Raw genomic sequence first — 20,104 nt, forward strand, 5'->3', positions numbered from 1 at the left:
GCGCCCCGCGCCCCGCGCCCCGCGCCCCAACATGAGTACCTGTACTCAGGCGCCCTCCCCCGGCTCAGCCGCACGCTGGCGGCATGCTGTGGTCCGACCCCGAGAACGAGCCGCCGAAGGAACTGCGTGACACGCAGGAGATGTTGCGGCGGCTGAGCGTTCTCGTGGCGCTGGCCATGGTCCTCGCGATGATCATGATCGGCGTGCGGTGAGACGCGCCGCGAGAGGTCCGGCAGGGCTTCCGCGGAGCGTCCGGACACGCCGGTGGGCGGATGCGCCGATACGCTGATCGCATGACAGATCAGCCTCGCCGCCGGCTCGTGCTCGCCTCCCAGTCCCCCGCCCGGCTCGGGCTGCTCCGCCAGGCCGGACTCACCCCCGAGGTGATCGTCAGCGGAGTCGACGAGGACGCCGTCACCGCACCCACCCCGGCCGAACTGGCCCTCGCCCTCGCCGAGGCGAAGGCCTCCGTCGTCGCGGCGAAGCCGGAGGTCCTCGGTGCCCTGGTGATCGGCTGCGACTCGGTGCTCGAGCTGGACGGCCAGGCCCTCGGCAAGCCCGCGGACGCCGAGGAGGCCACCGCCCGCTGGAAGGCGATGCGAGGCCGCGCGGGGGTCCTGCAGACCGGCCACTGCGTCTACGACACCGCCGGGGGCGGCAGCCGGTACGCCTCCGCCACCGCGTCCACCGTCGTCCGCTTCGGAGAACCCTCGGACGAGGAGATCGCCGCCTACGTCGCCTCCGGCGAACCGCTCCATGTCGCGGGGGCCTTCACCCTGGACGGCCGCTCGGCCCCGTTCATCGAGGGCATCGACGGCGACCACGGGAACGTCATCGGCATCAGCCTGCCGCTGGTGCGGCGCCTGCTGGCCCGGCTGGACGTGGGCATCACCGAGCTGTGGGCGCCGCGGGAGAGGTGACCGGGGAGCTGCCGCCGCCGTCGGGGTCGTACGTCACCAGCGGCAGCACGACGAGGGCGAACACCACCGTCACGCAGAGGAACGCGGACGCGCCGACCGGCCCCACGCGAAGGCGCCCAGCAGCGCGTGCACCACGGCGGCGCTGATCAGCAGGACCCGGCCCGGCCCGGAGGGGGCGCGGTCGCGCAGGGCGGCCGGCAGCGCGAGGAGGCCGCACCACGCGAAGTGCAGCCCGAAGACGATGCCGCCGGCCTTCGAGGACACCGACATCGTGTGCGGATCGAGGCCGGCCAGTGACATGTCCTGCCGGTCGACGACGGTCCCGAGGAGCCAGTTCAGGGCACCGATGCCGAGCGCCTCGGCGAGGAGCACGAGTGCCACGATCCGCGCCACCGGTCTGCCAACCACCGGCCCCCACCCGCTTTCGGCCACGACTGCGGTTACCCCGAGTACGTCCGGGGCGGCGTGAACGTTACTGACGAGTAAGGCCAGGAACAAGGACCTCACGACCGGCAAAGAACCATTGGGCCATTCGTAGGGACTCGACAAAAAACAGAGTGGGCCGCAGCACGCTCTCGCAGAGACCTTGGCCACATGGGAGGGCTAGGGTTTCCCGGAGGAGTCTTGCGTACCAAGGCGCGACATGGGATTTCGCGGGTCGAGCGAGCCTCGAATCACGCTCCGTGTGGGCAAGCTCACCATGGGGGACGGGTCGTAGTGCCGTGTCGGCAGTCCCTAAACTCGGCTTGTTTCAAGGAGGGAGCCTCAATCGTGCGCAAGGTGCTCATCGCCAACCGTGGCGAAATCGCTGTCCGCGTGGCCCGGGCCTGCCGGGATGCCGGTATCTCGAGCGTGGCCGTCTACGCGGACCCGGACCGGGACGCTCTGCATGTCCGCGCAGCGGATGAGGCGTTCGCCCTGGGCGGTGACACTCCCGCGACCAGCTACCTCGACATCGGCAAAGTCCTGAAGGCCGCCCGCGAGTCGGGAGCCGACGCCATCCACCCCGGCTACGGCTTCCTCTCCGAGAACGCCGACTTCGCCCAGGCGGTCCTCGACGCCGGACTCGTCTGGATCGGCCCGCCGCCGCAGGCCATCCGCGACCTCGGCGACAAGGTCGCCGCCCGCCACATCGCCCAGCGCGCCGGCGCCCCCCTGGTGGCCGGTACGCCCGACCCGGTGTCCGGCGCCGACGAGGTCGTCGCCTTCGCCGAGGAGCACGGCCTGCCGATCGCGATCAAGGCCGCGTTCGGCGGTGGCGGCCGCGGCCTGAAGGTCGCCCGCACCCTCGAAGAGGTCCCGGAGCTGTACGAGTCCGCGGTCCGCGAGGCGGTGGCCGCCTTCGGCCGCGGCGAGTGCTTCGTCGAGCGCTACCTGGACAAGCCGCGGCACGTGGAGACCCAGTGCCTGGCCGACCGGCACGGCAACGTGGTCGTCGTCTCCACCCGTGACTGCTCGCTGCAGCGCCGCCACCAGAAGCTGGTCGAGGAGGCCCCGGCGCCGTTCCTGTCCGACGCGCAGGTCGCCGAGCTCTACTCGTCCTCGAAGGCCATCCTGAAGGAGGCCGGCTACGTCGGCGCCGGCACGGTGGAGTTCCTGGTCGGCCTCGACGGCACGGTCTCCTTCCTGGAGGTCAACACCCGTCTCCAGGTGGAACACCCGGTCACCGAGGAGGTCTCCGGCCTCGACCTGGTGCGCGAGATGTTCCGCATCGCTGACGGCGAGGTCCTCGGCTACGACGACCCGCCGCTGCGCGGCCACTCCTTCGAGTTCCGGATCAACGGCGAGGACCCGGGCCGCGGCTTCCTTCCCGCCCCCGGCACGGTCACCACGTTCGCCCCGCCGTCCGGCCCGGGCGTGCGCCTGGACGCGGGCGTCGAGTCCGGCTCGGTCATCGGCCCGGCCTGGGACTCCCTGCTGGCCAAGCTGATCGTCACCGGCCGCACCCGCGAGGAAGCGCTCCAGCGGGCCGCCCGCGCCCTGGACGAGTTCCAGGTCGAGGGCATGGCCACCGCCGTCCCGTTCCACCGCGCCGTGGTCAGGGACCCCGCGTTCGCCCCCGAACTCACCGGTTCCCGGGACCCGTTCACGGTCCACACCCGCTGGATCGAGACCGAGTACGTCAACGAGACCAAGCCCTTCACCGCCGGCGCGGACGCCGAGGCCGAGGAGGAGGCCGACCGGGAGACCGTCGTCGTCGAGGTCGGCGGCAAGCGTCTCGAGGTCTCCCTGCCCGCCTCGCTCGGCATGTCGCTGGCCCGCACGGGCCTCGCGGCCGGGGCCAGGCCCAAGCGCCGGGCGGCGAAGAAGTCCGGTCCCTCGGCCTCGGGCGACGCCCTCGCCTCCCCGATGCAGGGCACCATCGTGAAGATCGCGGTGGAGGAGGGCCAGGAGGTCAAGGAGGGCGACCTCGTCGTCGTCCTGGAGGCCATGAAGATGGAACAGCCCCTCAACGCCCACCGCTCCGGCACCGTCAAAGGCCTGAGCGCGGAGGTCGGCGCGTCCGTCACGTCCGGCGCGGTCATCTGCGAGATCAAGGACTGACCCGTACGACACGACAGGGCGCCCGGCGGACCTGCCTGGTCCGCCGGGCGCCCTGTTGTCACGGGCTGCCCCCGCTCACCGCCTGCGCAGGTCCGCGACCCGTGCCCGCTCCGCGCCCTGGGCCTGCTCGGCCGCCCCCCGGCCCACCGCCGACCGCAGCCCCGGCCCCTGTCGGCGCGGCCCCGGCAGCGGCATGTCCCGGCGCTGCTGCTGCCGTGCCGGGGCCCCGTCACCCCCCGGGCCCGCGGCACCTCCCGGCGCTCCGGCCACGGCGATCTGGACGCCCTGGTCGGCGAGGGCCTGCAACTCGGTGCCCGCGCGGTCGTCGTGCGCGGGCGGCTCGTCCGTCACCAGGCGGGTGATGAGGTCCGTGGGCACGGTCTGGAACATGGTGTCCATGCCGAGCTTGCCGTGGTCGGCGAGAACCACCACCTCCGCGGCGGCCTGTACCAGCGCCCGGTCGACGGAGGCCGACAGCATGTTGGACGTGGACAGCCCGCGTTCGGCGGTCAGCCCGCTCCCGGAGAGGAAGGCCCTGGACACCCGCAGCCCCTGGAGGGACTGTTCGGCACCGCTGCCGACGAGGGCGTAGTTGGAGCCGCGCAGCGTACCGCCGGTCATCACCACCTCGACCCGGTTGGCGTGCGCCAACGCCTGGGCCACGAGCAGGGAGTTGGTGACGACGGTCAGCCCGGACACCCGGGCCAGCCGGCGCGCCAGCTCCTGCATGGTGGTGCCCGCACCGACCACGACGGCCTCGCCCTCCTCCACGAAACTCGCGGCGAGGTCGGCGATGGCGGTCTTCTCGGCGGTCGCGAGATGGGACTTCTGCGGGAAGCCGGACTCTCGCGTGAAACCACCCGGCAGTACCGCACCGCCATGCCGGCGGTCGAGGAGTCCTTCTGCCTCCAGCGCGCGCACGTCCCGCCGTACGGTCACTTCGGAGGTATGGACGACGCGGGCGAGCTCACGGAGCGACACGGCCCCGTTCGCTCGCACCATTTCGAGGATCAATTGACGACGTTCTGCAGCGAACACGAAACTGACAGTAACTCCAGCGACCGTCTGCTTTCAGCACTTTGCGCTGAATAGCAGAAGTTGTTCGCACGCCCGACCGTCAAGTGGTATAAGCGCCAAGTGGTGGCCTGGTTGCATCGCCCCCATCGCACGCGCACCCCCGACTTCCGTGAAGAAAAAGAAGGTGACGGAGGCTGGTGGGGCGTCGTCCGGCAGCCGGGTCCGGTCCGTCAGGCTTCCCCGGGCACCTTCCGTGTGTGCAGCTGCCGTGCCACCTCGGCGATCGATCCCGACAGGGAGGGGTACACGGTGAAGGCGTTCGCGATCTGCTCGACCGTCAGGTTGTTGTCGACCGCGAGCGAGATGGGGTGGATCAGTTCCGAGGCGCGCGGCGCGACCACCACGCCGCCCACGACGATCTCGGTGCCCGGCCGGCAGAAGATCTTGACGAATCCGTCGCGGATGCCCTGCATCTTCGCGCGGGGGTTGCGCAGCAGCGGCAGCTTCACGACCCGCGCGTCGATCTTGCCCGCGTCGACGTCGGCCTGGGTGTAGCCGACGGTGGCGATCTCGGGGTCGGTGAACACGTTCGACGAGACGGTCTTCAGGTTCAGCGGAGCGACCGCGTCGCCCAGGAAGTGGTACATGGCGATGCGCCCCTGCATCGCCGCCACCGACGCCAGCGCGAAGACCCCGGTGACGTCACCGGCCGCGTACACGCCGGGGGCGCTGGTGCGGGAGACCCGGTCGGTCCAGATGTGCCCCGACTCGCGCAGCCTGACCCCGGCCTCCTCGAGCCCCATGCCCGCGGAGTTCGGGACGGCGCCGACGGCCATCAGGCAGTGCGACCCGGTGATGACCCGCCCGTCCGCGAGGGTCACCTCCACCCGGTCCCCGGCCCGCTTGGCGGACTGCGCGCGCGAGCGCGCCATGACGTTCATGCCGCGTCGGCGGAAGACGTCCTCCAGCACCACGGCGGCGTCCGGGTCCTCGCCCGGCAGCACCCGGTCGCGCGACGACACGAGCGTCACCTTCGAGCCCAGCGCCTGGTACGCGCCGGCGAACTCGGCGCCGGTCACACCGGATCCGACCACGATGAGCTCCTCGGGGAGCTCGTTCAGGTCGTACACCTGGGTCCAGTTCAGGATGCGCTCGCCGTCCGGCAACGCGTCGGCCAGCTCGCGCGGCTTGCCGCCGGTGGCGATGAGGACCGCGTCGGCGGTCAGCGTCTCCTCGGTCCCGTCGGCGGCCCGGACGACGACCTTGCGCGAGCCGTCCAGGGCCTGCATGCCCTCGAGCCGCCCACGGCCGCGCAGCACCCGCGCACCGGCCCGCGTCACGGACGCCGTGATGTCGTGCGACTGGGCCAGGGCCAGCCGCTTCACCCGGCGGTTCACCTTCCCCAGGTCCACGCCCACGACCCGGGCGGCCTGCTTCTCGGGCGGGGTGTCGTCGGCGACGATGATGCCCAGCTCCTCGTAGGAGGAGTCGAAGGTGGTCATCACCTCGGCCGTGGCGATCAGGGTCTTCGACGGCACGCAGTCGGTGAGGACCGACGCCCCGCCCAGGCCGTCGCTGTCGACGACGGTCACCTCCGCGCCGAGCTGCGCGGCGACCAGCGCCGCTTCGTATCCGCCGGGTCCGCCACCGATGATCACGATCCGAGTCACGTACTCCATTGTCCCGCACACCGCACCGGGCGACCGCCCCGGGGGTCCGGCCGTGGCCCCCCTGTTACCGGACCTGTTGCCGAAGTGGCCCGTGGTGCGGCTGCCGTACGCTCTCCACCATGTCGCTCTACGCCGCCTACGCCGGCAACCTCGACGCGCGGCTGATGTCCCGCCGCGCCCCGCACTCGCCACTGCGCGCCACCGGCTGGCTGAACGGGTGGCGCCTGACCTTCGGGGGCGAGAACCGGGGTCTGCCCCGGTCGGGCGGCCCCGGCGGCGGCCTCCCGACCGAGGACGGGAGCGGGAACGGGGCCCTGGCGACCATCGTCGAGGACCACTTCGCACAGGTCTTCGTCGCGCTGTACGACATCACCCCCGTGGACGAGGAGTCCCTCGACCGCTGGGAGGGCACGGGCCTGGACATATACCGGCGCACCCGCGTCCGCGTGCACACCCTGGACGGCGAGGAATCCGCCTGGACCTACGTCCTGAACACCTACGAGGGCGGCCTGCCCTCGGCCCGCTACCTGGGCGAGGTCGCCGACGCGGCGGAGTCCGCCGGCGCGCCCCACGACTACGTGATGGAACTGCGCAAGCGCCCCTGCTGACCCCGGCCGCACACCCCCGCGCCTCCCCTCGCGCCCCTCGTGCGAACCCGCTCGTACGAAGCTGCGCGCCAAAGTCGGTCACGATCTCGCCGGAAACGACAAGACAACGATCGCGAGCCCGTGAGCTTCGACATCTACGCGCGTAGGCGAACACCGGCTACTCTCATCCGCGTGAACGCTTCTCTTCTTCCGGACGACATCCAGGGCGACCCCCACGCCGCAGCCGACGCGGCAGCCGCGCGCCTGCGCGAGCTCACGGGCGCCGAGACCCACGACGTCGCCCTCGTGATGGGCTCCGGCTGGGCACCGGCCGTGGACGCCCTCGGCACCCCCGGGGCCGAGTTCCCGGTCACCGAGCTGCCCGGTTTCCCGCCGCCCGCGGTGGAGGGCCACGGAGGCACGGTCCGGTCCTACCGCCTCGGCACCAAGCGCGCCCTGGTCTTCCTGGGCCGCACCCACTACTACGAGGGCCGCGGCGTGGCCTCCGTCGCGCACGGCGTCCGCACCGCGGTCGCCGCCGGCGCCAAGACGGTCGTCCTGACCAACGGCTGCGGCGGTCTGCGCAAGGGCATGCGCCCCGGCCAGCCGGTCCTGATCAGCGATCACATCAACCTCACGGCCACGTCCCCCATCGTCGGCGCCAACTTCGTCGACCTCACCGACCTGTACTCGCCGCGGCTGCGGGCGCTGTGCAAGGAGATCGACGCCAGCCTGGAGGAGGGCGTCTACGCCCAGTTCCCCGGCCCGCACTACGAGACCCCGGCGGAGATCCGCATGGCACGGACGATCGGGGCGGACCTGGTGGGCATGTCGACGGTGCTCGAGGCCATCGCGGCACGGGAGGCGGGCGCGGAGGTGCTCGGCATCTCCCTGGTCACCAACCTCGCCGCCGGCATGACCGGTGAGCCCCTCAACCACGAGGAGGTCCTCCAGGCGGGCCGCGACTCGGCCGCCCGGATGGGCACCCTCCTGGCCCAGGTCCTGGGTCGCCTGTAAGGGGAAAACCCCCTCCAGGGACCCTCCACGGGACCTGTGGACCCCGTCCCGGGCCGCCTTCGCGGGGCGGGGCGACGACGCAACGAATCCTCCGAGAGGCTGACCGACACGTGCACGACGACCTGACCGCTCGCGCCCGCACCTGGCTCGCCGAGGACCCCGATCCCGAGACCCGCGCGGAACTCGCGGCGCTCCTCGACGCCGGCGACGTCACCGAACTCACCGCCCGTTTCAGCGGCACCCTCCAGTTCGGCACCGCGGGCCTCCGCGGCGAGCTGGGGGCCGGCCCCCAGCGGATGAACCGGGCCGTCGTCATCCGCGCCGCCGCCGGCCTCGCCGCGTACCTGAAGCGGCACGGGCACGCCGGCGGCCTCGTCGTGATCGGCTACGACGCCCGTCACAAGTCGGCGGACTTCGCCCGCGACACCGCCGCCGTCATGACGGGCGCCGGCCTGCGGGCCGCCGTCCTGCCCCGGCCCCTGCCCACGCCGGTGCTCGCCTTCGCCGTACGGCACCTCGGCGCGGTCGCCGGGGTCGAGGTCACCGCCAGCCACAACCCGCCCCGCGACAACGGCTACAAGGTGTACCTCGGCGACGGCTCCCAGATCGTCCCCCCGGCGGACGCGGAGATCGCCGACCGGATCGCGGCCGTCGGCTCCCTGGACGACGTGCCCCGTCCCGACTCCGGCTGGGAGATCCTGGACGACTCCGTCCTGGACGCCTACCTCGCCCGCACGGACGCGGTCCTGGCCGAGGGTTCCCCCCGGACCGCCCGCACGGTCTACACGGCGATGCACGGCGTCGGCAAGGACGTCCTGCTCGCCGCCTTCGCGCGGGCCGGTTTCCCCGAGCCGGTCCTGGTCGCCGAGCAGGCCGAGCCCGACCCGGACTTCCCCACCGTCGCGTTCCCCAACCCGGAGGAGCCCGGCGCGATGGACCTGGCCTTCGCGACGGCCCGCGCGGCCGGGCCCGACCTGGTCATCGCCAACGACCCGGACGCCGACCGCTGCGCCGCGGCCGTCAAGGACACCGCCGCCGGGGGCGTCGACGGGGAGTGGCGCATGCTGCGCGGCGACGAGGTGGGGGCGCTGCTCGCCGCCCATCTGGTCCGCCGTGGGGTGAGGGGCACGTTCGCCGAGTCGATCGTCTCGTCGGCCCTGCTCGCCCGTATCGCGGAGCAGGCGGGCCTGCCGCACGAGGAGACGCTGACCGGCTTCAAGTGGATCGCCAGGGTCGAGGGGCTGCGCTACGGCTACGAGGAGGCGCTGGGCTACTGCGTCGATCCGGACGGCGTACGCGACAAGGACGGCATCACGGCCGCCCTCCTCCTCGCCGAGCTGGCCTCCGAGCTGAAGGAGGAGGGCCGCACCCTCCCGGGCCTCCTCGACGACCTCGCCGTGGCCCACGGCCTGCACGCCACCGACCAGCTCTCCGCCCGCGTCGAGGACCTGTCCCTCATCGCGGACGCGATGCGCCGGCTGCGCGAGAACCCCCCGGCCGAACTGGCCGGCCTGCCGGTCACCGAGGCCGAGGACCTGACCCGGGGCACGGACACCCTGCCGCCCACCGACGGCCTGCGCTACACCCTCCGGGGCGCCCGCGTCATCGTCCGCCCGAGCGGTACGGAACCCAAGTTGAAGTGCTACCTGGAGGTCGTCGTCCCGGTCGCCGCGCGGGACGGCCTTCCCGCGGCCCGCACCGAGGCGACGGCCCTGCTGACCGCGATCAAGCGGGACCTGAAGGCGGCGGCCGGCATCTGAGCGGCAGCCTCCGGCAGGCCTCGGGGACACACGCGGGAACGGGAAAACGTCAGGAGGGGCCGCCGACACGGCGGCCCCTCCTGCGTGCCGCCCCGGGGCCTGCCCGGCCCGGCGGGGCGCGGGGCGGGGCCGGGCGGGGCGCCGGCACCCGCCCGGCCGGAGCGCGGGGGCCGGTGCGGCCGGCCACGGGGCGAGGCGGGGACGGCATCGCGGCCCGGGTGACTCCGCCTCGAAGGGCTCACCGGAGGGCGGGCCGCCCCGGCGACGCCCGCACGCACTTCCCCGGGCTCTGCGAGCGGGAGGGGTCCGGCCGCGTCGCCGGGGCGCCTTGCGCTCGCACGCACCGGACGGCCGCGGACCCGCTCTTCGTACGAACGACGGAAACCGTCAGCCGGGCCCGAGCCGCTCGCGGTCCCTCAGCCGAGCGCCAGCAGGACCGCCAGCAGCACGGCGCCGGCCAGGGACGGGGCGATGATCTCGTAGGCCCACCGCACGCTCGCCTCGCCCTGGGCGTGCGCCTCGCCCGCGTTCCTCTCGCGCAGCTCGCGCAGCTCGTCCATCGAGCCGTCGGTCCCCGCCCGTCCGCCTCCGCCGGGAGAGGCCCCGGCGCCCGGCGCGGCACGGTCCGAGGCCTGCGGGAGCCGTCGTGCCGCCCTCTTGCGGGCCCGCAGCGACACGGGCAGGGCCCACAGCTGGTACTTGGCGCCGGCCTCGGAGAAGACCTCGTTGGTGTAGCCGGAGCGCAGCGAGGAGACCTGCCCCCAGGGCAGCACGATCGTGCGGAACGGGTTGCGGACGCGCAGCCGGTCCTCGTTGGCGTACACCGCGGGGACCAGAGTGTAGGCCGCCACCAGGGGCACGACGAACAGCAGCGCGGCGAGCGCGAGCCACGGGGCGTCGCCCTCGCCGGCGAGCAGGGCGTCGACGCCGAGCCAGCAGACGAGGCCGAGGATCAGCGCACCGCCGACAAACCCCGAGGTCGACCGGTACACCCGGTCGGCGTACCTGGGCTGCGGGCCCGCCGCCGCCTCCGGGTCCGCCGGGCTTTCCGGGCCCGCCGAAGCCGCGGCCGGGGAGGCCGCCGAGGACTCCGGTCCCGCCGAGGACTCCGCGGATTCGGAGGCGGCAGCGGACCCGGTGGAGGCGCTGCCGTCCTCCGTCCCGTCGGCGGGCTCGGTGGACGGGGCGGGCTCGGCGGGCTCCCGGTCGGACGGCTGAGGCTCGGGGGTCGTCATGCCCCCGATTCTGCCCGACACCCGCAGCCGCACCGGCAGGCGGTGGGCGGGGGCGGGCGGGGGCGGGCGGAAGCCGGGCGGGGGCGGGCGGAAGCCGGGCGGGGGCGGGCGGAAGCCGGGCGGGGCCCGCTCCTGTCGCCGGACGGGACGGAGGACTGTACAGCTGCTACGCGCGTAGATATGCTCGTCTGGTGACCATGTCCTCCACTGCACCCTCCTCCCCCCAGCCCCCGCCGGCGCCCGAGCGGGTCGGTGCCCCCGCCGCGCTGGGCGACGTCACCGCGTCCGACAGCACGCTGCGCCGCTTCCTGCACGGGCTGCCCGGTGTCGACGCGGTCGGCCTGGAGGCGCGTGCCGCCTCGCTCGGCACCCGCTCGATCAAGACGACCGCGAAGGCGTACGCCATCGACCTCGCCCTCTCGATGGTCGACCTGACGACGCTGGAAGGCGCGGACACCCCGGGCAAGGTCCGGGCGCTCGGCGCGAAGGCGGTCCGCCCCGACCCCTCCGACCGCACGGCTCCCGCCACGGCCGCGGTCTGCGTCTACCCCGACATGGTGGCGACGGCCAGGGAGACCGTCGCCGGCTCCACGGTCAAGGTCGCCTCCGTCGCCACCGCCTTCCCGGCCGGCCGCGCCCCGCTCGCCGTCAAGCTGGCCGACGTCCGGGAGGCCGTCGCCGCCGGTGCCGACGAGATCGACATGGTCATCGACCGCGGCGCGTTCCTCGCGGGGAACTACCGGAAGGTGTTCGACGAGATCACCGCCGTGAAGGAGACCTGCGGGGCGAGCGCCCGACTGAAGGTCATCTTCGAGACGGGCGAGCTGTCGACGTACGACAACATCCGCCGGGCGAGCTGGCTCGGCATGCTGGCCGGCGCGGACTTCATCAAGACCTCGACCGGCAAGGTGGCGGTGAACGCCACGCCCGCCAACACGCTCCTGATGCTGGAGGCGGTCCGCGACTTCCGTGCGCAGACCGGGGTCCAGGTCGGTGTGAAGCCGGCCGGCGGCATCCGCACCACCAAGGACGCGATCAAGTTCCTCGTGCTGGTCAACGAGACCGTCGGCGAGGACTGGCTGGACAACCACTGGTTCCGCTTCGGTGCCTCCTCACTTCTGAACGACCTGCTGATGCAGCGCCAGAAGCTGGCCACCGGCCGCTACTCCGGCCCCGACTACGTGACGGTGGACTGATCACCATGACCAAGAAGAACAAGAAGACCAAGAAGAGCAGGACCGCCCCCGCGCAGGCCGCCGCGGCCGGCGGGACCACCCCGGCGGCCACCGTCCGGGCCACCGCCCGGACCGCCCCCGCACAGGTCGCCCCCGCGCGCTCGTCCGCGTTCGAGTACGCCCCGGCGCCGGAGTCCCGCGCGGTCGTCGACATCGCTCCGTCCTACGGCCTGTTCGTCGACGGCGAGTTCGCCGAGGCCGCCGACGGCCGGGTCTTCAAGACCGTCAGCCCCGCCACCGAGGAGGTCCTCTCCGAGGTCGCGCAGGCCGGTGAGGCGGATGTGGACCGCGCGGTGAAGGCGGCCGGGAAGGCCTTCGCGACCTGGTCGGCGCTGCCCGGCGCGGAGCGGGCGAAGTACCTGTTCCGCATCGCCCGGATCATCCAGGAGCGCAGCCGCGAACTGGCCGTCCTGGAGACGCTGGACAACGGCAAGCCGATCAGGGAGACGCGCGACGCCGACCTGCCCCTGGTCGCCGCGCACTTCTTCTACTACGCGGGCTGGGCCGACAAGCTCGAGCACGCCGGTTACGGAGCGAACCCGCGCCCCCTGGGCGTCGCCGGCCAGGTCATCCCGTGGAACTTCCCGCTGCTGATGCTCGCGTGGAAGATCGCGCCGGCGCTCGCGACCGGCAACACGGTCGTGCTGAAGCCGGCCGAGACCACCCCCCTCTCCGCCCTGTTCTTCGCGGACGTCTGCCGCCAGGCGGGCCTGCCCCGGGGTGTCGTCAACATCCTTCCCGGATACGGCGACGCGGGCGCCGCGCTGGTCGCCCACCCGGACGTGCGCAAGGTCGCCTTCACCGGCTCCACGGCGGTCGGCAAGCAGATCGCGCGGACCGTCGCCGGGACCCGCAAGAAGCTCACGCTCGAACTCGGCGGCAAGGGCGCCAACATCGTCTTCGACGACGCCCCGATCGACCAGGCCGTCGAGGGCATCGTGAACGGCATCTTCTTCAACCAGGGCCAGGTCTGCTGCGCGGGCTCCCGCCTGCTGGTCCAGGAGTCGATCCAGGACGAACTGCTGGAGTCCCTCAAGCGCAGGCTCGCCACGCTGCGGCTGGGCGACCCGCTGGACAAGAACACCGACATCGGGGCGATCAACTCCTCCGAGCAGCTCGCGCGGATCACCTCGCTCGTCGAGCAGGGCGAGGCCGAGGGCGCCGAACGCTGGTCACCTGCCTGCGAACTCCCGGAGAACGGCTACTGGTTCGCGCCGACGCTGTTCACCGGCGTCACCCAGGCACACACGGTCGCACGGGACGAGATCTTCGGCCCGGTGCTGTCGGTGCTCAGCTTCCGGACCCCGGACGAGGCCGTCGCCAAGGCCAACAACACGCCGTACGGCCTGTCGGCGGGCATCTGGACGGAGAAGGGCTCCCGCATCCTGGCCGTCGCGAACAAGCTCCGCGCGGGCGTCGTCTGGTCCAACACGTTCAACAAGTTCGATCCCACCTCGCCGTTCGGCGGCTACAAGGAGTCGGGATTCGGCCGCGAGGGCGGCCGCCACGGCCTGGAGGCGTACCTCGATGTCCGATAAGACCGACAAGAACGTGCAGGCCGGCGGGGCCGGGACGGCCGAACAGCCGCGGCTGAGCGTCTTCAAGACCTACAAGCTGTACGTCGGCGGGAAGTTCCCGCGTTCGGAGAGCGGCCGGGTGTACGAGGTGACGGACCCCCAGGGCACATGGCTCGCCAACGCCCCGCTGTCGTCCCGCAAGGACGCCCGTGACGCGGTGGTCGCCGCCCGCAAGGCGTTCGGCGGCTGGTCGGGGGCGACCGCGTACAACCGCGGTCAGGTCCTCTACCGCGTCGCGGAGATGCTGGAGGGCCGCCGGGAGCAGTTCGTGCGGGAGGTCGCCGACGCGGAGGGCCTGTCGCGGGCGAAGGCCGCGGCACAGGTGGACGCGGCGGTGGACCGCTGGGTCTGGTACGCGGGCTGGACGGACAAGATCGCCCAGATCATCGGCGGCGGGAACCCGGTCGCGGGCCCGTTCTTCAACCTGTCGTCCCCCGAACCGACCGGTGTGGTCGCCGTCCTGGCGCCCCGGGAGTCGTCGTTCCTGGGCCTGGTCTCGGTTCTCGCCCCGGTGATCGCGACCGGCAACACCGCGGTCGTCGTCGCCTCGGAGAAGGCCCCGCTCCCGGCACTCTCGCTCGGCGAGGTCCTGGCCACCTCCGACGTGCCCGGCGGCGTGGTCAACCTCCTGTCCGGCCGTACGGCGGAGATCGCCGCGCCGCTGGCCGCGCACCAGGACGTCAACGCGATCGACCTCGCGGGCGCCGACGAGGCACTCGCGAAGGACCTGGAGACCGCCGCGGCCGACAACCTCAAGCGCGTCCTGCGTCCACAGCCTGTGGACGACTGGTCGACCATGCCGGGGACGGACCGCATGACGGCGTTCCTGGAGACCAAGACGGTCTGGCACCCGACGGGTTCCCTGGGCGCCTCGGGCTCCGCGTACTGACCGAGCGGCTCTGTACATCCCACGCGGGTGGTACCGGCGGCTTTTTGCCGGGACCACCCGCTTTCCCTTACCTGTCAGTCGAACGCCGTTCTGGTTCCGCCTCCGTGCTCGGTGAACCGTGGGCGGCACTGGATCTTGACGGTTCCCTGAGTGAAGGCTTCGTCCGTCGCCTTGCTCGACCAGAGGTAGGCCTCCCCCGGCTGCAGGGCCGCCATCTTCTGCGGTGTGAGGCCGCCCAGGGCGGTGTTCACCTTCTGCAGGTACTTGAGCCACGCCGGTGATGTGAACTTGTGCAGCACGATTTCACTGGACAGCTCGATCAGTGCCGTCGGAACGGACGGCGGGTCCTGACTGGCGACGATGACAGACATCCCTTTGTGCCGCATTTCGCGGACACTCGAGACGAGCCCCGCCACCAGGCCTCCGCTGTCCGCGTACTTGTGCGCCTCGTCGAAGACGACGAGCTTGTTGAATGTCTCGTCCGACTGGCGGGCCTCTGCGAACAGCTGCATCAGCACAACGAACAGACCGAGCGCATCGCTCTTCTCGATGTCGTCGGAGCGTACGTCGACGATGATCAGCCGTCCGGGCCGCACCAGATCACGCAACCGGGTGGAGTCGTCGATGAAGTTCTCCGCCAGCTCCAGCCTCGCCTTGGCCTGCTTCTTGAGGTGATCGGCGAGTTCAGAGTCCTCGATACCCTGGCGGACGGCGTCCAGGGTGAGGTTCTTGCGGTTCTCCTTTATGATCCGGTTGACCTGCCGGATGTAGGTGGCCTGATTGCCCACGGCCCCCATGAGGAAACGCCAGTGGCTTCGCTTGAGTTCGGAGGAGGCGAAGGTCAGCGGCCGGATCTCCAGGTCCGGGAACTCTTCCCTCCGCTCCTCCAGGTTCTCCGCGGGGACGAGCATCATCACGTCCTCCAGCCCCACCGGCTCGGCGCCGTAACGCAGTCGCAGGGCGGCCCGCTGCCCCCCGTCGTCATTGGGGCGGATCATGCTGGTGAACTCAGGGGCGTAGTCGGACGTCTCGCTGTAGTGGAACACCATGCTCGCCAACGGCCTGCCGAGCCGGTTGATTCCGGGCACGGGCCGGGAGGCCATCTCCAGGATGGCACCCAGGGTGTAGCTCTTGCCGCCGCCCTGGACGCCGAACAGGCTCATCGTGTGGGTCTCGTAGAGGTCCAGGGCGACCCGGCGGCCCGCACTGGTGCCCAGGAGGCCGTACTGGGGTGAGGGCTGGGCGACGCCCAGCATGACTTCGGCAGCCGTTCCCTCAGGGCCTTCGGTGCCGTCGACCGTGTGCGCGGTCCCGACGTCCGGGACCGGGCGGAGTGGTGGATCGTCGCCGTCGGCACGCTGTGGTTCGAGCTCCGCCGACGGCCGCTCCCGCGGTTCTGCCTCGGACGGCTCCTGCTCCGGTTCGCCGACCGCATTTTCCTCCGCGCCCGGTTCCGCCCCGCGCCCCGGATCGTCGTCCTCGGTCTCCAGAGGGAGCGGCCCGGGGTCGTCCGGCACCGTCCGCTCGCGTTCCCGCGGTCGGAGCGTAGCTGCCGTCGCGGCATCCCGGTCCCCGGGGGGCGCGGGATGCGTACCCGGCTGCGAGCCCGAGCGCTCCGGTTCCGTTCCGTCCTCGCTCTCCCCGGCTGCCTCGGAGCGCTCTGCCTCGTCCGCCGGGCCGTGCAGATACTCCGTCCGGATCTCGTCGAGCATCCGCAGTGCCTGCCCCCGGCCGACCCGGTGGTAGGTGATGCCGTCGGCGGTTTCGATGTCCAGTCCGTTCGCGGACAGGTCGAAGACCAGGCCGGTAGCGGTGAACTCCCAGGTGAAGTGGTGGTCCAAGTGGTCGAGTAGCCAGCGCGCCTCCTCCCGGGCCTTCGCGGAGAAGAGGCCGTACCGGTCCGCGCGTGCGAGGTAGTGGCCCAGCAGTGTGCGCAGAGTGACGTTCTGCAGGGGGCGGTCGCTGCGAGCAATGGACGGGTCGAACAGTCCGCCGAGCACCCGCCGGGTGTTGTCCAGCTGGGTGTGGATCCGCTGCCGTGTCGACTCCAGGGACGCCGGGCCTCCCGTACCGGTGAAGCACTTGACCTCGACCAGCCGGCAGGTAATGGTCGCCCGTTCGGCATCCAGGTCGAACAGAGCGAGGTCGGTACGGTGCAGCCTGACCTCCGTGTCGCCCGCGGCCGAGCGCCGCTGCTGTTCGGCGTAGAGCTCGGGATGCGCGTCGAGGGGCACCAGGATCTGATGCCGCAGCGCGCTGCGGTGCTCCAGGTACAGGCGGGCCAGTGCCAGCCCCACCACCTCGGTGCGTCCGCTCTCACTCAGCGCCGCCAGTTTGAAGGCCAGGTTGCCCGACAGTTCCCGCAGCTGGTCAAAGAAGGTGCGGACATGGCGCTGCTCGATGCTCAGTCTGCGGTCCGCGAGGACCGGTTCGAGTAACGCCCTCAACTCGTCGACGGAGCGTGAGGAGACCACGATGTGGCTGCTCATACCCGCCACCGAGGAGGCTGTGTAGTCGATGACGTACTCGGCCCGGTTCGGGCGTCCGTGGTCGAAGTACTCGGCACCGAGTGTGCGGTCCACGGTGATCACCCAGTCGCTCATGCGGTGCACGTCGTGCAGCAGTGAGCGGTCGTCCGTCCCGAGGCTGAGGCTGATCTGGGGCAGCATGCCGGGCCGGGGCTCCCCCGCGGTGGCCGCGACCACGGCGGCCGACACGGTGGCAGGCAGTGTGGCCAGCAGGTCTCCGGTGATCTCCGCGCCGGGCAGCGGGTCCGTCGCGCCGTGCCGGGGGCGGCGGCTCCAGGTGGCCGATTCTCCACCCTCGCTGTAGTGGCTGGTCATCTCCTGCACGAGTCCGTGCACAGCGGCCCGGCCCGAGACGGGCCGGCCGGGAGCGATGTCATGGCGCTCGCCGCCGAACGGCGCGAACAGGAAGCTGAGATGTGCGGGAAAGCCCTCGCCGCCGGAGGTGAGATCGGCGAGGTCCCGTACGACGACCGACAGTTTCGGGCGCAGCGGATCGCCCGGGGTCGAGAACGCCTCGGCGGCCGCGGTGCGCGCCCCGTCCCGGGGAGCGAAGAGGTCGGTGAGGGCGGCTCCTGCCCAGGGATCGTCAGGAACGGAGGTGAACAGCCGCACCGTGTACCGCAGATGGGCCAGGTGGCGGCGCTCCTGGAGGGCGATGAGCATGTCTGTGAGCAGTTCGCCGCGGCCGGCACCCACCGCGTTGATGATCAGTGAGTCCGCATAGGGGTGAAGGCGGATGTAGCGCTCGACGCGGTCGGCGAGGTTCGCACCGGTCACATCGCCACTGCTGGTGACGGCTCCGTCCGCTCCGAGTGCCACGGCGATCCTGGCGACGGTGCCGCGCGGGTTCTCGGCCTCGCTCGGCAGGCAGACCTGCCAGTAGTCGGTCAGGAGCCCTGCCGCGAAGGTGAGTTCTCCGGTGTCCAGCGGCACGGTGAGGGGGAAGCCGAGCGGCGCCAGTCTCCGCTCCAGTGCTTCGAGCCGTTCCAGTACTGCCGCCCTGTCGTCGTGCTCCGCTTCGCCGAGCCAGTGGTCGGCCAGGGCTGCGTGGCCGCTGTCCCACAGCATCCGCAGGGGGTGGGTGGGAGCCACGAGCACGGCGTCCGAGCGGTTGCCGTCCGGGGCAACCAAGATCACGGGCAGGGTGTCGGTGCTTAGCAGCTGGTGGAGTTCGCCGCGGTGCGTGTCCGTATCGCGTGCGTACGGGTCCTCCAGGGCACGCAGGCAGGCCGTCAGCGCGTCCAGATAGGCCTCCGCGTATGCCTCGGTCGGGGCGCGGAGGCCCCGGGGGTCCCTTCCTTCCAACACGTGGGCGTCCTCGCCGGCCCGCTCCCCGGTGATCGCCGAGAACAGGACGGTGCGCGCGTGCAGGAACGTGGTGTACGCGGGTGTGTGGCCGGTGCGGGCCGCTGTGGGCCGGGGTTGCGGACTCAGGTGCACCCAGTCCGCCGCGTCGATCTCGACCGTGGGGCCGGTCAGGGTGTGGGGCCGGGCCAGAAGGGACTGCTGCGCCTCGGCGAGCCGGCGCGGCAGGTCGAGGAGGAAGGGCGCGCCGGCGCCGAAGGATGCGCGCAGGGAACGGGTCTTGGCTCCCGTGCTCGCCCAGGTGACATCACGGCAGGTGATGCGCCAGGGATCACGTCCTTCGGCCCGCGCAGTGAAGCGCAGCCGGTTGAGGGCCTGGGCGACACCGGAAGCATGCTGGACGCGGGGGGCCGGGGGCTCGTCGAATTCACCGTCCGGCACCACGTAGAAGCGGTCGCTCTCCTCCGTGCGCCGTGTGCGGCCACGACCGGTCCGGGTCACGGGCAGGGGTTCGCCGTGCTCGTCCAGGGGTGTGACCCGGACGAAGTGCCAGCCTTCCTCCCATTCGGTGGCCCGGCGGCCACGCTTCAGTTTCACCTTGGTGCTGTGCGCGTTCCGGGTGGTGCGGCGGTGTGCGGGGACGGTGATGGTGAGTCCGGTGGGGCTGACCGCCACGGTGCTGTCGTCGTCTCCGTCGGTTCCTTCCCCCACCGATTCCGAGTAGATCTCGACCTTGAAATGGGCGAGCCCGGTGATGGTGCGGGTGTCGGGAGCCACGGTGAAGGACACCGGCAGGGAGGAGAGTCCGCCGGGCAGTAGGTAGCGGGCGCCGTAGACGCGTTCCAGTACGGAGTGGTTCCGCAGGTCCTCGTCGCTGTCGCCGACCTTCGGCAGGGCGGTCAGGTCGTCGACTTCGACGGTGATCCGCTGGTTGCCCCGGTCCTGTTGCTCCGGCCAGTGGTGGAAGCCCAGCGGCCAATTGTCCGGTTCGACGGCGATGGACCGGCACCACTGGCGGGGCTCGGCGAACGAGGTGCGTCCCGCGAAGTCGACCAGCCGCTTCATGAAGGCCTGCTGCTGCGCACTGGAGCGGGGCAGGCCCAGGGAGAGGACCCGTTGCCGGGGGGTGGCGGCGTGGTCGCTGAGCGCGTCGACGACATGGCGGTTGCGGGTGCTCTTACGGCCGACCAGTGCGGGATCGGCGAAGAGCCGGAAGTCGGGGATGAGGCCGAGCAGGTGGACAGCCGCGCCGGCCGCCTCGGGGTGGTGGTGGTTCTCCCGGAGCGTGAGCAGGTACCGCACGGCGGCCTGGGCGTCGGCGCCCTTCGGTCCGCCGGCCGCCGGGGAGCCGAGCAGTTCCGTGACGGACGGGCGCAGGGTTTCGGGCACCTGGCCGAGCAGGGTCTGCCGCAGCGCCATGTGTACGTCGTCCAGAGGCAGTTCCTCGAACGTCGCGGTGGAGAAGGAGTCCTCCGCGCTGGCCCGGGTGCCGGGCGGGATGAAGACCAGCAGTGGGGGCCGCAGCGACCCGGTGTCGTCGGGGTTGCGCAGTTCCACGAGCCGGGTGCCGGTGATGGTCACGTCGGCGGCGTCGAGGTCCGCTGTCCCCGGGTCGAGGACGTGGACCTGGGCCTCCGGTACCGCGGTGTGCAGTCTGCGGGACAGGCTCACGGCCAGGTCGGTGTGCAGCCCTTCGACGCGCATGCAGTGTCCGGCTTCCCTGCGTCGCAGCACGGAGGCGATGCGGGGCAGCAGTGCCTGTTCCAGGGCCTGTCGCCACTGGCTTTCGGTGATCTCGGTCAGTCCGCGTGCCATGGTGG

General features: G+C 72.0%; 13 protein-coding genes and 1 pseudogene. 9 read left to right on the forward strand and 5 right to left on the reverse strand.

What is annotated here, in order from left to right; genetic code table 11:
- Positions 1 to 83: 83 nt before the first annotated feature.
- Both mmpB and HUV60_RS11835 read left to right on the forward strand, forming a co-directional pair.
- Positions 84 to 212 (forward strand): morphogenic membrane protein MmpB, encoded by a 129-nt coding sequence (gene mmpB / locus HUV60_RS11830; RefSeq protein WP_257847468.1) that lies wholly within the window; start codon positions 84 to 86, stop codon positions 210 to 212.
- Positions 213 to 293: 81 nt separating this feature from the next.
- Positions 294 to 920 carry a Maf family protein gene (locus HUV60_RS11835; protein ID WP_257847467.1) on the forward strand — a complete coding sequence of 209 codons (627 nt, stop codon included), beginning with the start codon at positions 294 to 296 and terminating at the stop codon, positions 918 to 920.
- Here the strand turns inward: HUV60_RS11835 and HUV60_RS11840 are convergent.
- Positions 889 to 1,328: pseudogene (locus HUV60_RS11840) on the reverse strand (hypothetical protein). The gene HUV60_RS11835 and the pseudogene HUV60_RS11840 overlap by 32 nt on opposite strands.
- 363 nt (positions 1,329 to 1,691) lie before the next feature.
- Here HUV60_RS11840 and HUV60_RS11845 point away from each other — a divergent pair.
- Positions 1,692 to 3,464, forward strand: coding sequence for an acetyl/propionyl/methylcrotonyl-CoA carboxylase subunit alpha (locus tag HUV60_RS11845; RefSeq protein WP_257847466.1), 1,773 nt, complete (start codon positions 1,692 to 1,694; stop codon positions 3,462 to 3,464).
- Positions 3,465 to 3,539: 75 nt separating this feature from the next.
- On the opposite strand, the gene HUV60_RS11850 is transcribed toward HUV60_RS11845, so the two are convergent.
- Together HUV60_RS11850 and HUV60_RS11855 are read right to left on the reverse strand one after the other, a co-directional pair.
- Positions 3,540 to 4,502 (reverse strand): DeoR/GlpR family DNA-binding transcription regulator, encoded by a 963-nt coding sequence (locus HUV60_RS11850; RefSeq protein ID WP_257847465.1) that lies wholly within the window; start codon positions 4,500 to 4,502, stop codon positions 3,540 to 3,542.
- A gap of 209 nt (positions 4,503 to 4,711) precedes the next feature.
- Entirely contained in the window at positions 4,712 to 6,160 is a 1,449-nt protein-coding gene (locus HUV60_RS11855) for an NAD(P)H-quinone dehydrogenase (RefSeq protein WP_257847464.1), read from the reverse strand.
- Between the two features lie 110 nt (positions 6,161 to 6,270).
- On the opposite strand from HUV60_RS11855, the gene HUV60_RS11860 reads away from it, so the two are divergent.
- From HUV60_RS11860 to HUV60_RS11870, 3 genes are all read left to right on the forward strand, one after another.
- Positions 6,271 to 6,759 carry a gamma-glutamylcyclotransferase gene (locus tag HUV60_RS11860; RefSeq protein ID WP_257847463.1) on the forward strand — a complete coding sequence of 163 codons (489 nt, stop codon included), beginning with the start codon at positions 6,271 to 6,273 and terminating at the stop codon, positions 6,757 to 6,759.
- A gap of 171 nt (positions 6,760 to 6,930) precedes the next feature.
- On the forward strand, positions 6,931 to 7,755 hold the full coding sequence (locus HUV60_RS11865; protein WP_257847462.1) for a purine-nucleoside phosphorylase: 825 nt from the start codon (positions 6,931 to 6,933) through the stop codon (positions 7,753 to 7,755).
- A 110-nt stretch (positions 7,756 to 7,865) separates the two neighbouring features.
- The gene (locus HUV60_RS11870; RefSeq protein WP_257847461.1) at positions 7,866 to 9,515 is read left to right on the forward strand and encodes a phospho-sugar mutase; all 1,650 of its coding nucleotides are present in this window, start codon (positions 7,866 to 7,868) and stop codon (positions 9,513 to 9,515) included.
- 416 nt (positions 9,516 to 9,931) lie between these two features.
- On the opposite strand, the gene HUV60_RS11875 is transcribed toward HUV60_RS11870, so the two are convergent.
- A complete protein-coding gene (locus HUV60_RS11875) occupies positions 9,932 to 10,507 on the reverse strand; it encodes a PH domain-containing protein (protein ID WP_257850082.1) in 576 nt (191 codons plus the stop codon).
- 440 nt (positions 10,508 to 10,947) lie between these two features.
- Here HUV60_RS11875 and deoC point away from each other — a divergent pair, with 440 nt between their 5' ends.
- From deoC to HUV60_RS11890, 3 genes are read left to right on the forward strand one after another with little or no spacing between them, the layout of a single operon-like run.
- The gene (deoC, locus tag HUV60_RS11880; protein WP_257850081.1) at positions 10,948 to 11,946 is read left to right on the forward strand and encodes a deoxyribose-phosphate aldolase; all 999 of its coding nucleotides are present in this window, start codon (positions 10,948 to 10,950) and stop codon (positions 11,944 to 11,946) included.
- Positions 11,947 to 11,951: 5 nt separating this feature from the next.
- Positions 11,952 to 13,523 carry an aldehyde dehydrogenase family protein gene (locus tag HUV60_RS11885; protein ID WP_257847460.1) on the forward strand — a complete coding sequence of 524 codons (1,572 nt, stop codon included), beginning with the start codon at positions 11,952 to 11,954 and terminating at the stop codon, positions 13,521 to 13,523.
- Positions 13,513 to 14,451, forward strand: a complete 939-nt coding sequence (locus HUV60_RS11890) for an aldehyde dehydrogenase family protein (protein WP_257847459.1) — start codon at positions 13,513 to 13,515, stop codon at positions 14,449 to 14,451. Before HUV60_RS11885 ends, HUV60_RS11890 begins: the two co-directional genes overlap by 11 nt.
- A 74-nt stretch (positions 14,452 to 14,525) precedes the next feature.
- Here HUV60_RS11890 and mads8 read toward each other — a convergent pair whose 3' ends face one another.
- Positions 14,526 to 20,099, reverse strand: a complete 5,574-nt coding sequence (mads8, locus tag HUV60_RS11895; protein ID WP_257847458.1) for a methylation-associated defense system ATP-binding protein MAD8 — start codon at positions 20,097 to 20,099, stop codon at positions 14,526 to 14,528.
- Positions 20,100 to 20,104 lie beyond the last annotated feature (5 nt).

The sequence above is a fragment of the Streptomyces sp. KMM 9044 genome (genome assembly GCF_024701375.2).
Lineage (GTDB): Bacteria > Actinomycetota > Actinomycetes > Streptomycetales > Streptomycetaceae > Streptomyces.